This is a genomic window from Stappia sp. (genome assembly GCF_040110915.1).
Lineage (GTDB): Bacteria > Pseudomonadota > Alphaproteobacteria > Rhizobiales > Stappiaceae > Stappia.
In genome coordinates this window covers 1,160,867-1,174,149 of sequence record NZ_CP157793.1, presented here as the reverse complement: position 1 = coordinate 1,174,149, position 13,283 = coordinate 1,160,867, and the positions used below count along the sequence as shown (strand labels likewise).

The 13,283-nt window shown below is 62.3% G+C and carries 12 protein-coding genes; 4 read left to right on the top strand and 8 right to left on the bottom strand.

Annotation, left to right across the window (positions count from 1 at the left end; all coding sequences use genetic code 11):
- Positions 1–433: 433 nt before the first annotated feature.
- The gene (gene pseC, locus ABL312_RS05110) at positions 434–1,588 is read right to left on the bottom strand and encodes a UDP-4-amino-4,6-dideoxy-N-acetyl-beta-L-altrosamine transaminase (RefSeq protein ID WP_349360292.1); all 1,155 of its coding nucleotides are present in this window, start codon (positions 1,586–1,588) and stop codon (positions 434–436) included.
- The gene (gene pseB / locus ABL312_RS05105; protein ID WP_349360291.1) at positions 1,585–2,586 is read right to left on the bottom strand and encodes a UDP-N-acetylglucosamine 4,6-dehydratase (inverting); all 1,002 of its coding nucleotides are present in this window, start codon (positions 2,584–2,586) and stop codon (positions 1,585–1,587) included. The genes pseC and pseB overlap by 4 nt, the downstream gene beginning before the upstream one ends.
- A 309-nt stretch (positions 2,587–2,895) precedes the next feature.
- On the opposite strand from pseB, the gene ABL312_RS05100 reads away from it, so the two are divergent.
- The gene (locus tag ABL312_RS05100) at positions 2,896–4,278 is read left to right on the top strand and encodes a tetratricopeptide repeat protein (protein WP_349360290.1); all 1,383 of its coding nucleotides are present in this window, start codon (positions 2,896–2,898) and stop codon (positions 4,276–4,278) included.
- Between the two features lie 217 nt (positions 4,279–4,495).
- A complete protein-coding gene (locus tag ABL312_RS05095; RefSeq protein ID WP_349360289.1) occupies positions 4,496–5,326 on the top strand; it encodes a class I SAM-dependent methyltransferase in 831 nt (276 codons plus the stop codon).
- 104 nt (positions 5,327–5,430) lie between these two features.
- On the opposite strand, the gene ABL312_RS05090 is transcribed toward ABL312_RS05095, so the two are convergent.
- The 3 genes from ABL312_RS05090 to ABL312_RS05080 form a co-directional block, all read right to left on the bottom strand.
- Entirely contained in the window at positions 5,431–6,093 is a 663-nt protein-coding gene (locus tag ABL312_RS05090; RefSeq protein WP_349360288.1) for an ABC transporter ATP-binding protein, read from the bottom strand.
- Between the two features lie 12 nt (positions 6,094–6,105).
- Entirely contained in the window at positions 6,106–6,891 is a 786-nt protein-coding gene (locus ABL312_RS05085; RefSeq protein WP_349360287.1) for an ABC transporter permease, read from the bottom strand.
- Positions 6,892–7,072: 181 nt separating this feature from the next.
- The gene (locus ABL312_RS05080) at positions 7,073–8,344 is read right to left on the bottom strand and encodes a lipopolysaccharide biosynthesis protein (RefSeq protein WP_349360286.1); all 1,272 of its coding nucleotides are present in this window, start codon (positions 8,342–8,344) and stop codon (positions 7,073–7,075) included.
- A 321-nt stretch (positions 8,345–8,665) separates the two neighbouring features.
- On the opposite strand from ABL312_RS05080, the gene ABL312_RS05075 reads away from it, so the two are divergent.
- Together ABL312_RS05075 and ABL312_RS05070 are read left to right on the top strand one after the other, a co-directional pair.
- Positions 8,666–9,901 (top strand): DUF2793 domain-containing protein, encoded by a 1,236-nt coding sequence (locus ABL312_RS05075; RefSeq protein WP_349360285.1) that lies wholly within the window; start codon positions 8,666–8,668, stop codon positions 9,899–9,901.
- 4 nt (positions 9,902–9,905) lie between these two features.
- Positions 9,906–10,352 (top strand): hypothetical protein, encoded by a 447-nt coding sequence (locus tag ABL312_RS05070; protein WP_349360284.1) that lies wholly within the window; start codon positions 9,906–9,908, stop codon positions 10,350–10,352.
- A 68-nt stretch (positions 10,353–10,420) separates the two neighbouring features.
- Here the strand turns inward: ABL312_RS05070 and ABL312_RS05065 are convergent, their stop codons facing one another.
- From ABL312_RS05065 to ABL312_RS05055, 3 genes are all read right to left on the bottom strand, one after another.
- Entirely contained in the window at positions 10,421–11,182 is a 762-nt protein-coding gene (locus tag ABL312_RS05065; protein WP_349360283.1) for an ABC transporter permease, read from the bottom strand.
- Positions 11,179–11,976 (bottom strand): ABC transporter ATP-binding protein, encoded by a 798-nt coding sequence (locus ABL312_RS05060; RefSeq protein ID WP_349360282.1) that lies wholly within the window; start codon positions 11,974–11,976, stop codon positions 11,179–11,181. The genes ABL312_RS05065 and ABL312_RS05060 overlap by 4 nt, the downstream gene beginning before the upstream one ends.
- 212 nt (positions 11,977–12,188) lie before the next feature.
- Positions 12,189–13,199 carry an ABC transporter substrate-binding protein gene (locus tag ABL312_RS05055; protein WP_349360281.1) on the bottom strand — a complete coding sequence of 337 codons (1,011 nt, stop codon included), beginning with the start codon at positions 13,197–13,199 and terminating at the stop codon, positions 12,189–12,191.
- Between the last annotated feature and the right edge of the window lie 84 nt (positions 13,200–13,283).

Genomic DNA, 13,283 nt, shown 5'->3' with positions numbered 1-13,283 from the left:
GCCGTTGGCTGCAGCGGCCGATACGTCGAGCGCGACGTCGGCCCCCTGCCCGCCAGGCACCGAGGTCGCGCTGCCGGCCGGTACTCACCCGGGAAAATCCAGGATCCGGCCAAACCCCTGCATCACTCCGGCGCCAGACCGCACGAACGGGACGCCCCCTCGCAAGCGACTGCGCTCGGAGCACGCACTCGTTCGGCGCACCGAAAGCGGCATTGATCGACATCGTGGAATCCGCCGGGATAGCGAACGCTGCGAAAACAGCCCCCTGTCTCGGACTGCTTTTCGCCACCCCAAAGACACCGACCGCATTGCACCTCGGCGCGTGGCGCGCGCCAGCGCCATCCGGTTCGGCGTCATATCTGCGATGGAGTACCGACGCCCCACCGGCTTCGCGAGGGGCCACGCTCCGGACGCCGCCCGGAGCTCTCGCCGGTCAGCTCAAGACCTTGTGCAAGGCCTCGATCACCGTGGCCTGATCCTCGGCCGACAGCGTGGCGTACATCGGTATGGCCAGCATACGGCGGTAGTAATCCTCCGCCCTGGGGCAATGTCCCGGCTTGAACCCCAGTCCCGCATAATACGGCTGAAGGTAGACCGGGATGTAGAGCACATTGACCCCGATCCCCAGTCCGCGCAGCCGGTCGAATGCCTCGGCGCGATCGACGGGGGCGTCGTCGTTGATCAGGATCGGATAGAGATGCAGGCCCGAGCGCTGAAACGCCGGCTGGTACGGAAGCGTGATCGGCAGATCGGCCAGGCGGGCGTCATAGACCTCACGCAGGGCATGCCGTGTATCGATATAGCTGTCCAGACGCGTCAACTGGCTCCGCCCCAGCGCCGCCTGGATATCGGTAATCCGATAATTGTAGCCAAGGTCGATCTGTTCGTAATACCAGCCTCCGTGCGGAGTTCCCTTCATCTGGGCCGGATCACGCGTAATGCCATGGGTGCGCAAGCGGTTGAGCCGCGCGGCGAGTTCCGCATCGTTCGTCGTTGCGACGCCCCCCTCCGCGGTCGTGATGATCTTGACCGGATGAAACGAGAAGACGGTGATATCGCTATACGCGCAATTTCCGATCTTCCCGTCCCGGTAGTCACCGCCGATGCAGTGGCTGGCGTCCTCGATCACGCGGAAGCCGTATTGTTCGCGCAGCCGCCCCAGGCGCTCCATGTCGCAGGGCTGCCCCGCAAAATGCACGGGCATCACGATCTTGGGGAGTGTCCCGTCGCGTTCGGCCGCCGCGAGCCGTGTCTCGAGCTCATCGAGACACATGCCGTAGGTCTGCGGATCGATGTCGATGAAATCCACATCCGCCCCGCAGTACAGCGCGGCGTTGGACGAGGCGACGAATGTGTTGGGAGATGTCCACAGACGATCGCCAGGGCCGAGATCGAGGGCGAGGCACGCAAGATGCAGCGCCGCCGTTGCCGAACTCATCGCGATGACGTGCCGCACACCGCAATAGGCCTCAAGGTCCTGCTCGAAACCGCGAATCGCAGGCCCCTGGGTGATGAAGTCCCCCAGAAGCACGGCGTTCACGGCATCGAGATCCGCCTCGGCGATGTCCTGGCGACCGTAGGGGATCATTGCATCGCGACCCGATTGAAGGACACGATCTCATCCACGGTCAGGAAGTGGTCATTCGTTCCCGAATTGAACTCGAAGCCGCGCTCCACGCGCTTGCCCACTTCACCGATCGCACTGGTCTCGAAGTCGATATCGCGGTCATGGAAGCGGATCGTCGGCTGCAACACGAAGTGCTCGTCGAACTCCAGCGTCAGATGGCTGTCATCGGCCGGGCACATGATCTCGTGCAGCTTTTCGCCCGGACGAATGCCGATCTCATGCTGGCCGAGGTCCGGCGCCATCGCGGTGGCAAGGTCGGTGATCCGCACCGAAGGAATCTTCGGAACGAAGATCTCACCGCCGTACATCCGCTCGAAATTCTTGAGAACGAAGTCCACGCCCTGCTGCAGCGAAATCCAGAAGCGGGTCATGTTCTTGTCGGTGATCGGCAAGCTTTCCGCGCCATTGGCGATCAGCTTCTCGAAGAACGGCACGACGGAGCCGCGCGATCCGACGACGTTCCCGTAGCGCGCCACCGAGAATCGCGTCCGCTTGGGGCCGACCATGTTGTTTGCGGCGACGAACAACTTGTCCGAGGCAAGCTTTGTCGCACCGTACAGATTGATCGGATTTGCCGCCTTGTCCGTGGACAGCGCGACGACCTTCTCGACATCATTGGCGAGCGCGGCGTGAATGACGTTCTGCGCACCGTTGATGTTCGTCTTGATACATTCCATCGGATTGTATTCGGCGGCAGGAACCTGCTTCAGCGCGGCGGCGTGGATGACATAGTCAACACCTTCCATCGCCCTCACGAGGCGACTTCTGTCACGCACGTCACCGATCAGATACCGCATCTTGGGACTGTCGAACGTCTGTGCCATGTCGAACTGCTTGAGTTCATCCCGCGAAAATACGATGATTTTCTTCGGGTTGTAGCGCTCCAGCAGGGTCTTTACATACTTTCGACCAAAGCTGCCGGTGCCGCCGGTGATCAGAATAACTTTGTCATCAAACATCTTGTGCATTCCCATGACTGCATTGAGTGCTCCATATCCGCTTTCGCTCGCGAACGCAACTCCTCACCCCCGCTCGGCAAGGTGGTCGTTCGGCAAATATTACGCGGCAGAAAATCCGAATAGAAATCGGTCAATTCTTTTTTATACAGCGCATTTTTCGCAATTTGCTTCGAACGATTGAAACAAGGTTTGCGGGGCGTTCTTATTGGCGATACCGCGCGACCGTTCGCGGATACCAATACGGGCTTGATCATTTCGCACGGCTCGAAAATGACGTATTGAAGCCCGGTTCAATGCTCCGGAGTAACGATGCCCTCGGTTCTTTTGTTTGCCGATATGGACAGCCAGATTATCGGCGCCCTGCCCTTCGCCCGCAGTTTTGCAACTGCCGGCTGGGACGTGACATTCTGCGTGCCCAGGCCCGACCACATACCCGCCCCGCTGCTTCGTTCCGTGCAGGACGACTTCGCAATCGTGAGCGAGCCAATCGTCACCCTCGCCTTTTCAGATCTGCTGGATGGCGTCGATGCGGTCGGCATCTTCGCCGCAGGATCGAAGATCGCCCGGTTTCGCGCGGACATGGCGCTGGTCTTTGCCATGGCCGGATCGCGACCGTTCATCTTCACCGGCTACAATGGCGTGGTCTACGAGCGTTATGAAGAAGGCGTCTTCTGGCGCCTGGGTTACGATGTCATCTGTCTGAACGGCCCCAGGGACGCGCTGCTGTTCCAGGCCGCGGTCACGGGGAGCCGCTTCGCGCATCAGCCGTATGTGATCACCGGCCTCAACAAGCCGAGGACCGAATCCCTGCCGACGCCGCGACCCACAGCCGTATTTGCCGAACAGGTCATCGTCCCGCAGACCTACACGGAACGACGCTGGATGTTCCGTGGCCTGAGCGCGCTTGCGGCCCACAATCCGGACTGGGATCTCATTATCAAGCCAAGGATCCGGCCCGGCGAGCGCACGTTTCACCGAAGCGTTCTTCACCCGGAGCAGGCGATCCGGCGCGCGCCCGCCAATCTGCGCATGTCCTACGAGAGCCTGGAGACCCTGCTGGCCAGCGCCAGCCTGCTTCTGACCGTGTCGAGCACCAGTTTCTTCGACGCCATCGCCGCCCGGGTTCCCGTTGCCGTGATTGGCGACTTCGGGGTCAGGAATTCGATCGGAACCCACTATTTTGCGAACTCGGGCGTGGTGACCTATCTGCGCACACCGGAAAAACTCGAGGACATCGTCACACGGCAGCCCTCGAAGGACTGGCTCTATGCCTCGGGCGCGACAGACGCACACTCTCCCGAGACCCTGATCGAGGCCATCGGCCGCTGGACCCCGGGCCCTCTCCCCGAGGCGATGCCGGTCGAGCAGATGGCCCCTCTGTCCTCGACGGAAGCGGCTGCCTCGGCTGCGGATCGCGCGGTATCGCACGGCAATACAGCGCTGCGGAACCGGAACTTTCGCGGCGCGCTGACCTCCTTTGCATCCGCCCTGGAAGCCGAACCAGCCTGCGAACCGGCGGTGCGGGGCCTCGTGACCGCCCTTCTGGAAACGGGCGAGATCGAAGAAGCCAGAAAACACTACGAGACATTCCCTCAGATCGTCCGCGCAAATCAGAACAGGAAAACGCCCCTCTCGTCGGTCGTCGCAAAGACCATTGCCCGGCTGGGGGCCTCCCTGTCCCTCCGGCCCTGACAGAAAGCCAACCGCCAGCCTTTTCCGCGCCCGCCTCCCGATGGCCGTAGACCCTCTTCGCCCTCGCGCCGTCTCCGCCCCGCCAGGCGACGGAAGTCCTCCAGTTTCCCGCCGGCGCCACGGCATCGGATTCCATCGGTGGTCTTCTGCTGCGCGCCGCATACTTGAACCTCGCCACTCCGCATGATATCGCGACGGCTGCGATCCGGAGACAAACATGTCCAACCTTTTTCAGATAAGACAAAAAATCTCTCAGCGAATTCCGCCCGACAAACGCCACATAATTCAGGATGTATTGTACTTCTTCTTGTATAATGTAACTCCGATCCGGCGCTGTTTTTTCTTTAACAGCGGCTACGTACCTTCCAATGACGAACTTGCCGATATCGAGCCGTTCAAGGATGAAATCCTGCAAGCGACTTTGTGCGACGTCATCCTCTGGCAGAACTGCAAGACGCACATCTCCCCTGAGGCAGAGATTCTCGAAATCGGCTGCGGTCTTGGCGGCGCGCTGCACCTGGCGCGCATGCGCTATCCCGATGCGCGCATAACGGCGATCGACAAGAGCAATGCCGCCGTCCGGCGTGCACGCAAGCGCGCGAAAGATCTCGATGTAACCATCCAGTGTTCTGCGGCCCAGGACACGCCGTTTGAAAACGACCGGTTCGATTTCATCTACAGCGTCGGCACAGCGAGCTATGTCGGTCTTCCGCCGTTCGTCAAAGAGGTATCGCGGATCATCAAACCGGGCGGAATCGTTTCGTTTTCTTCGGGCTACACGAATGCCACGTTCCAGAAACATGAAAAGAAAATTAAGAAACTCTGCAAGGACTACGGCTTCGAGTTGGTCAGCATGTCCGACATCACGAAGAATGTCTTCGATGCGATTACGGCCGACGCCGGACGCCGCGAGAAACTGATCTCGAAGGTGCCCTCGCCGTTCAGAGGCTATGCGCGAGATTGGGCCGACATGCCCGGGACCATGCGATATCAGCAGTATGTCGAGGGCAAGCGCCTTGACTACATCTGCGCACTCAAAAAGACCTAGAGCATTTCTCGCGAATTCTGAATCACCCGAAGTGTTCCAGGTCTTTTTTCACGCAGCTTCGCGAGCGCGAGAGCCTTCAATTCTTTCTGAAATTGCTCCAGACATCAAGACGCCGTCTTCTGACTGTCTTCGTAGTAGGAAATGGCGTCTTCCACATCCCCAAAATACTTCAGTCCCGCGTTTTCCAAAACATACCCCACCTCGCAATACCGCCGCAGGACGCCGTTGCTATGCGAGATCATGATGATTTTTGATGTCTCGAGTTTTTTCTCGAAGTATTCATTGCATTTTTCCTTGAACTTCGAGTCGCCAACCGCGGTTATTTCGTCGACCAGATAATAACTGAAGTTGATCGCCATGCTCACGCCAAAGGCAAGCCGCGCTTTCATACCGCTCGAATAGGTTTTGATCGGGAGGTGCATCGACTTCCCGAGCTCGGCGAATTCTTCAACGAAATCGATGACATAATCCGGATCCTCGCCATACAGGCGCGCGACGAAGCGCGCGTTCTCCACGCCCGTCATGGACCCGTTGAAGCCTCCCGAGAAGCCGAGCGGCCAAGAGATGTTGACCGGGCGTTTGATGCGACCGCGATCGGGCAGTTCGGCCCCGGCAATCAGGCGCATCAAGGTCGACTTTCCCGCTCCGTTCGGCCCGAGAAGCGCAATGTTCTTGTCCGCCGGAAAATCGAGCGTGAGATTGTCGAGGATAACCTTTCGAATGCCGCCAAGCTTGTAGGTCTTCCGAACTCCCCGGAACCTTATCATGCCGACACGGCCTCACTTCTGGTGTTTTCGGTAAATACGCTCCATCGCGAAGGCGATGACAAGCAATATCCCTACGTAGCCCATCATATAGGGCACGTCGAGGGTCTCGCTGGAGTAGGCCGAGTAGTAGCCGGTCCGAAGCCAATCGATCGCATGCATCAAGGGATTCCACGACAATATGTACCGGATGTCGGGAGGAAAGGCGTCGGGAATGAAGAAAACGCCGGAAATAAAGAAGAGCGGTCGTGTGATGATCGCTTCCACGCGGCGCCACGTCGGCCAAAGAAGAAGAAGCACCGCATTGATCAAGCCGGCGCCCAAACCCAACAGCGCCACGAACGATATTGCAGCGAGAACGATGTGGAGCCTGGCAGGAAAGTCCGCCACCCCGAGAAGGATGAGCCCGCCGAAGAAGACAATAAATACAAATAGATAAGTCATCGTGATAAGGAGAAATCGGGCAATCACGACGTCCACTTCTTTAACCAGCGGATAAGCCATCAGCCCGCGATTGGCCTCGAAGACAGCCATGAGCGAACTCGAGAGCTTGCTGTAGAGCTGATAGGTAATGATCCCGGTCGCGAAGAACAGCGCGAAGCTCGTTCCGATCGGCGGGTGACGCGTCACGACCGAGAAGATGAGGGTCAGGATCGCAGTCCCAAGCACAGGCTCCAGGATCGCCCAGAGGTAGCCCATCTGCACGGCCCCGAAAGTGACCTTCGTTTCCCGCAAGACCAGCGCCCCAATCACACGCGCCTGGATCTTGAGCGGGTTTGCGGATGTCGACTGGCTGGTCATTCAGAAGCTTCACAAGGTTTCGACGACACGTGCGCCCGCTCCCCGCCTTCACATGCCGCATGTGCGCCAAGCACGACAATGCGGCAACGCGGCGCACGAAGGAGACCGATCCGTTCCCCCTTGTCGCACATCGGCTGCTGGCCGCGCAGGCGAGACCGGACGGTCATCGCTACGCCAGGCGTTATCGCATGTGGTCGCGGATCGAGTAGGCGATCAGGACGCCGATGCTCCAAAGGATCAACGCCACGAGAAAGACGAGGCCCGTGTTGAGCAGACGCTGCGGATAGATTGCCTGCTGGGGCAGAGAGGGGCTCTTGAAGACCGCAAGGAAGCGTTGCTGGCGATCCGCTTCCATGCGAGCGCGCTCGAGCGAGGACAGGGCCGTCGCATAGGCCTGCTGGGCGAATTCCTGTTCGACCTTCAGCCGTTCATAGTCCGCGAGAAGGCCGGAGAGATTCGATCCGACCGACGGATCATCGCTCGTCCGCACACCGACCTCATTCTGCTTGAGCCGCAACTCCTGCTCGAGCGACTCGATCTGCTGCCGGATCTGCCGCACCGAGGGAGCGTCCGGATCGAGGGACGTCAGCATCGACCCGAGACGGGAACGCAAGTCGATCAATTCACGCTCGATCCCGGCAACAAGCTCGACCTGCGCCGCCGCACTGGCGGTCGGATCGATGGCATTCGAAGTCGAGCGGAAGTCGCGCATCTCCTCCCGGATGATCTTGAGGCGCAATTCGGCGGAGGCGACTTCCTTCTTGGCGAATTCAACGGCATCGTTGCGCGCCTGCTCGGACAGCCTGTTGATGAGGTTCTGGGAGTAGCCGACGATCAGATCGGCCACCCGCTCCGCATCTTCCGGACTGAACGCCTGGACTTCGAACGTGAGGATGGAGGATGTGTTGTCGTAGGACGTGGATATCATCCAATCCCAATACGCAACGATATCTTCGATCGGAGCCGAAACATCGAGCCGATAGAAGAAATCGACGTCCTCTCCCCCATAGGCACGCTGAAAATCGATATCCTCTCTGAGGCTCTCGAGGAGTTCCCGGCTTCGCAGATACTCAAGCAGGATGTAGGAATCGGTCGTGGTGGTGCCCACGCTCGACAACCCGGTTATCGCGCCCAGGAAGTCCCCTCCCGCCACCGAGCTGTCCATGCTGCGGACCGAAAACCCCGCCCCGGCTGCATAGCGATCGGATGCGATGAAGGCGAAATAGATCGCACCGCACAATGTCGGGATCACGACGCACAAGATGAAGGAAAGCTTGACCGCCAGGTGACGCAGCGCGCGCGGGCGCAGGTCGAATTCCGTCGTCCGCGCGATCGCGGCCGCGGCCTTGTCGATCCTCAAGGGAATGACCGGCGCCTTGGCCTTGACCTCAGTCACCTTGGAGGTTTCGGCCTTGGCCGAACTCGCCGCCTTGCTTTCCGCCGTTTCAGACATGGATATCATTCATTCCCATTTGCTGGGGCAATTCCCACAACCAAGGAGCACTATATCGCACTCGCGCTGAAATAGGTTAACGAACCGACAGCCCCGGCAAGGCGCAATCCGCCCCGCGCAACCACCGTGGACGGCCGCATCTGGATACAACGATACAGCTTTCCGGGCAATCCGCTCTATGACGCACGACTATGGCGGAAACACGAGTGTCTGGCCGGCGTTGCCGATGACGTCGTCACGGGTCCCTCCGCCCCGCTTATCCGCCCCACCGACCGGCAGGCATAGACTGGTGGACCTCGAGATTTCACGAAGAGCGACGCAATGACGACCACCGCACGCTTGTCTCTGCCCCTCATCGCGGCCAACCAGGCGCAAAAGCACATCACGCACAATGAGGCAGTCATCGCCCTGGATGGACTTGTCCAGCTGTCCGTTAAGTCCGCAAGCGCGCCCGCCCCGCCCCCCGCCGTGTCCGAAGGCGATCTCTATCTGGTCGCACCCGGCGGCACCGACGCCTGGTCCGGACAGGACCGGACGATCGCCGCCTGGTCCGACGGGACGTGGACCTTTCAGGCCCCGCGCGAGGGGTGGCGATGCTGGATCGAGGACGAGGCGCGCCTGGTCGTCTTCACCGGCGCGACCTGGCAAGACGTCAGGCCCGCCCCCGATGGCTCGATCCGGATCGCGGAACTGGCCGTCAATGCAGAGCCGAGCTCGGAAAACCGCCTGACCGTCAGCGCGCAAAGCATCCTTTTCGACCACGACGGCGGCGATCAGCAGGTCAAGGTCAACAAGGCGGCGACGGTCGACACCGCAAGTCTCCTGTTTCAGTCCGGCTACACAGGCCACGCAGAGCTGGGTCTGACCGGGAGCAACGACCTCTCGTTCAAGGTCAGCGACGATGGGGCAGCATGGGTGTACGCCATGCATATCGACGCCGCGACGGGGCAGGTCGGGATCGGGACCAGCGCGCCGGAAGCGCCGCTGCATCTCAACGGGACATTTCTCGTGTCCGGCGGAGCCCGGCTGTCGGGCAGCGCCCACCCCCACCTCTATCGGCTTGGCGGCAACCTCAACATCGAGGGCCGCACGGATGGCGGAGCGGGCGGGCAAATCCGGCTTGCGACGGAAGGTACGGAACGGGTTTGCATTGCCGCCGACGGCCATGTGGGCATCGGAACGACCTCTCCCGAAGAACGCGTGGATGTCGCCGGCCTGACCAGGGCCCACGGTTTCTATTCCGGCGAGATCCTGATCGCGCCGGACGGCGTTGCCACCGTGACCCCGCCGGTCAAGAGCGGCCTCATTGTCGTGAGCAACAATCCCTATTCGGACTACCCGCAATCCCATCGAGCCGGCGCGGCCCTTTTCGATGTGGGCATCACGCCTTGGGCGACCATGGCCTTCGGCGGCGGCTACTTCGGCGTCTTCGCCACCGACGTCACAGGGACGACCGGGACCCCGACTCACGTCACCGTCGGCGTCGTCGAGGACGCGATCCGGATCGAAAGCCGGCTCACATCGACAACGGCCATTCGCTACACAATCATTGGGTGATCCCATGACGCATTCGACTGTCAGCGAACCGCAGCTCCCGCCGGAAAGGTTTCCGCGATACACCGGCCCGGACGCGCATCCCGGTCAATTCTGGGTAGAGGGCCGCCTCGTTGCCGGCGCAACCACGGAAGCGCAAGCGCGCGCGATCCTCGAAAGCCTGTCCGATACGCCGGACACGGGGCCGATGGCGACGGAAGTGAAGCGGGAAGCGGAACGGCGCATTCTCGCCGTGATGAGCGAACACCGGCAGCGCAACACGTTGGCCGCCGGGCTGCAGGCCACGCTGGCCCACGGGCCCGACCCGGCCGACTGGCCGGACGACCTGCGCAGCCGCCATGCGGCGGCGATGGCCGACTGGGCCCGGATCGAGGCCATCCGTGCGGCCTCCAACGTGCTTGAGGCGATGGACCCGATCCCGGCCGACTTTTTCGACGGCCGCCACTGGCCCTGACGCCGGCAGGCCGCGCGCCATCGGCGTGCGGCAGGGTCAGCGTGCGGGAGGGCCAGCGTGCGAGAGGCTCAGTGCCGCCCGGAGCGGTGCGCCCAGCCGGTGAGGCGCATTTCCAGCCAGGCCATGATCGCATACATGCCGATGCCGAGCACGGCGAGGGCAACAAGGCCGGCCCAGACCAGCGGCACGTTGAACTGCGACTGTGCCGCCAGCATCATGTGGCCGATGCCGGAATTCGCGGCCACCGTCTCGGAGATCACCGAGCCGACGAAGGCCAGCGTGATCGCGATCTTCAGCGAGCCGAAGAAATACGGCATGGAGCGCGGGATGCCGACCTTGAGCATGATGTCCATCTTCTTCGCGCCCAGCGCGCGCAGCACGTCCTCCATTTCCGGCTCGATGGTGGCCAGCCCCGTCGCCACGTTCACGACGATCGGGAAGAAGGCGATCAGGAAGGCGGTGAGAACGGCCGGGACCGTGCCGATGCCGAACCAGATCACCAGGATCGGTACCACGGCCACCTTGGGGATCGAGTTGAAACCGATCATCAAGGGGTAGAGCCCGGCGTAGATCGCCCGGCTCCAGCCGATCGCCAGCCCCAGCGCCAGTCCGCCGACGACGGCGAGCAGAAAGCCGAGTGTGGTGGTCCACAGCGTCTGGATGGAATTGGTCCAGATCGCCGTCCAGTATTTGACGATGGCGACATAAATGTCCGAGGGCGCGGGCAGGATGTAGACCGCGATGTCGAAGGCCTGCACCGCGCCTTCCCAGACGGCGAACAGGCCGAGCGTCCAGACCCAGGGGGCAAGCTTGATCCAGCGTTCGCTCATGCCGCCGCCCTCGCGTCCGCGATATGACCGCGCAATTCGTGAACGATGTCGTTGAACTCCGCCTCATAGGTCAGGTCGATGGGACGGGGCCGCTCGAAACCGACCTCCCGCTCCACGACGATCCTGCCCGGACGCGCACTCATCACGAACACCCGGTCGGCGAGAAACACCGCCTCGCGCAGATCGTGGGTGACCAGGATGACGGTGAACTGCTTTTCCGCATGCAGATCGCGCATCACCTGCCACAGTTCCTCGCGCGTGAAGGCGTCCAGCGCCCCGAACGGCTCGTCCAGCATCAGGAGGGCCGGATCATGCACCAGCGCACGGCACAGGTTCGCGCGCTGCTGCATGCCCCCGGACAATTGCCAGGGGAACCGGTCGCCAAACCCCTTCAGCCCGACGATCTCCAGGAGATCCTCCGCGCGCTTGACGTAGGCCGCGCGCTCGCGCCGAATCTTGCGACGGTGCGGCTGCACGATCTCCAGCGGCAGCATCACGTTCTTCAAGGTCGTTCGCCAGGGCAGCATGGAGGGGTTCTGGAAGGCCATGCCGGCCACGGAGACGGGGCCGTCCACCTCCTTGCCGGCCACCTCCACGGTGCCCGCCTGCGGCCGGATCAGGCCGGTCGCGAGTTTCATCAGGGTCGACTTGCCGCATCCCGAGGGGCCGACCACGGCGGCGAACTCGCCCTTGCGCACGCGCATCGTCACGTCATCGAGGGCAAGGGTCCCCTCCCCGCCGGCCTGCGCGCCATAGGCCAGGCGAACATCGCGCAATTCCACAAATCCGGTCACGGAGCTTCTTTCATGATCTTCTTGGAGCTTCTTCTTGGAGCTTGAGTGCCGACCCGGTCCGGCTCGACGCGCCCGATGCGGCCCGAACCGCCTTGCGCGCCCCTGGACGCGGCCGCCCGACGGTCTGGGCCGGGTGCCGGCATCGCGGCGGCGGCGCCTCGCGATCCCGGCAACAGGGCGGCGCGGCCCGAGGACCACGCCGCGCCCGGGCCTTACTTGATCATGCGCTCCTCGAGCGGCGGAAGGTAGCTTGCATCGAAGATCCGCTCCGGCGCCGGCGGCGTGTCGCTCACGCCCATGGAGACCTTGAGGTGGTCGATGGACTTGGCAAGCTTGTCCATGTCCACGCCGCCGAAGCCGTTGGCCTTCACCGCCGGCGTCGCGATCGAGCCCTCCACGGCCATGGTGATGCGGTCGATCTCCGTCGCCTCGTCGAGCACGGCGTTGCGCTCCAGCACATGCGGCACGGACGCCGCCGGGTCGGCGATGGTGTCGAGGAACCCCTTGGTCAGGGCCCGCAGGAAGCCCTTGACCGCCTCCGGGTTGGCCTCGGCGAAGTCGGTGTTGACCATCACCACGTTGCCGTAGAGGTCGAGCCCGTGCTCGCCCATCAGGATCAGCGAGATGTCGTCCGGGTCGACGCCCTGCGCCTTCAGGTTGATCACCGAGGAGAAGGAAAAGCCGAAGATCGCGTCGACCTGGCCCTGCGCCAGCATCGGCTCGCGCACCGGGAACCCGACGCTCTCGATGGTCATGCCGGAGGTGTCGAGGCCAGCGACCTCGACGAAGGCCGGCCACTGGCCGAAGGCCGCGTCGGGCGGCGGGGCGCCGAGCGTCTTGCCCTCGAGCGACTTGGGATCCTCGGTCACGCCCTGGCTCTTGCGGCCGATCACCGCGAAGGGCGGGCGCTCATAGGCCATCATGACCGCCTTGACCTTGAGGTCGGGCTGGTCGTCCATGAGCTTGATCAGCGCGTTGACGTCGCCGAAGCCCATGTCGTAGGCGCCGGTCGCCACGCGGGGGATCGACTCGCGCGAGCCCGCGCCGCTGTCGATGGTGACGCTGAGGCCCTCCGCCTCGAAGTACCCCTTGTCCTGGGCGATGAAGAAGGGCGCGGCCGGCGCCTCGAACTTCCAATCGAGCGTGAACTTGATCTCCGTCTCGGCCATGGCCGCGGGCGCGGCCAATCCAAGCGCGAGCGCAAATCCAACCAATCTCCGCATGACAGTCCCCACTGGCGTTTTTATCAGGTTCGCCGTTGAGACTGCCGCGCCGATGCCCAAGGATCAAGCAGATTCACGCCTTGC

Bases quoted from the DNA above. Each gene is read 5' to 3' on its own strand.
- ABL312_RS05100 (WP_349360290.1), top strand. From the start codon at position 2,896: ATGCCCTCGGTTCTTTTGTTTGCCGATATGGACAGCCAGATTATCGGC.
- ABL312_RS05055 (WP_349360281.1), bottom strand. From the start codon at position 13,199: ATGCGGAGATTGGTTGGATTTGCGCTCGCGCTTGGATTGGCCGCGCCC.
- ABL312_RS05070 (WP_349360284.1), top strand. From the start codon at position 9,906: ATGACGCATTCGACTGTCAGCGAACCGCAGCTCCCGCCGGAAAGGTTT.
- pseB (WP_349360291.1), bottom strand. From the start codon at position 2,586: ATGTTTGATGACAAAGTTATTCTGATCACCGGCGGCACCGGCAGCTTT.
- ABL312_RS05065 (WP_349360283.1), bottom strand. From the start codon at position 11,182: ATGAGCGAACGCTGGATCAAGCTTGCCCCCTGGGTCTGGACGCTCGGC.
- ABL312_RS05090 (WP_349360288.1), bottom strand. From the start codon at position 6,093: ATGATAAGGTTCCGGGGAGTTCGGAAGACCTACAAGCTTGGCGGCATT.
- ABL312_RS05080 (WP_349360286.1), bottom strand. From the start codon at position 8,344: ATGTCTGAAACGGCGGAAAGCAAGGCGGCGAGTTCGGCCAAGGCCGAA.
- ABL312_RS05095 (WP_349360289.1), top strand. From the start codon at position 4,496: ATGTCCAACCTTTTTCAGATAAGACAAAAAATCTCTCAGCGAATTCCG.
- pseC (WP_349360292.1), bottom strand. From the start codon at position 1,588: ATGATCCCCTACGGTCGCCAGGACATCGCCGAGGCGGATCTCGATGCC.
- ABL312_RS05075 (WP_349360285.1), top strand. From the start codon at position 8,666: ATGACGACCACCGCACGCTTGTCTCTGCCCCTCATCGCGGCCAACCAG.
- ABL312_RS05085 (WP_349360287.1), bottom strand. From the start codon at position 6,891: ATGACCAGCCAGTCGACATCCGCAAACCCGCTCAAGATCCAGGCGCGT.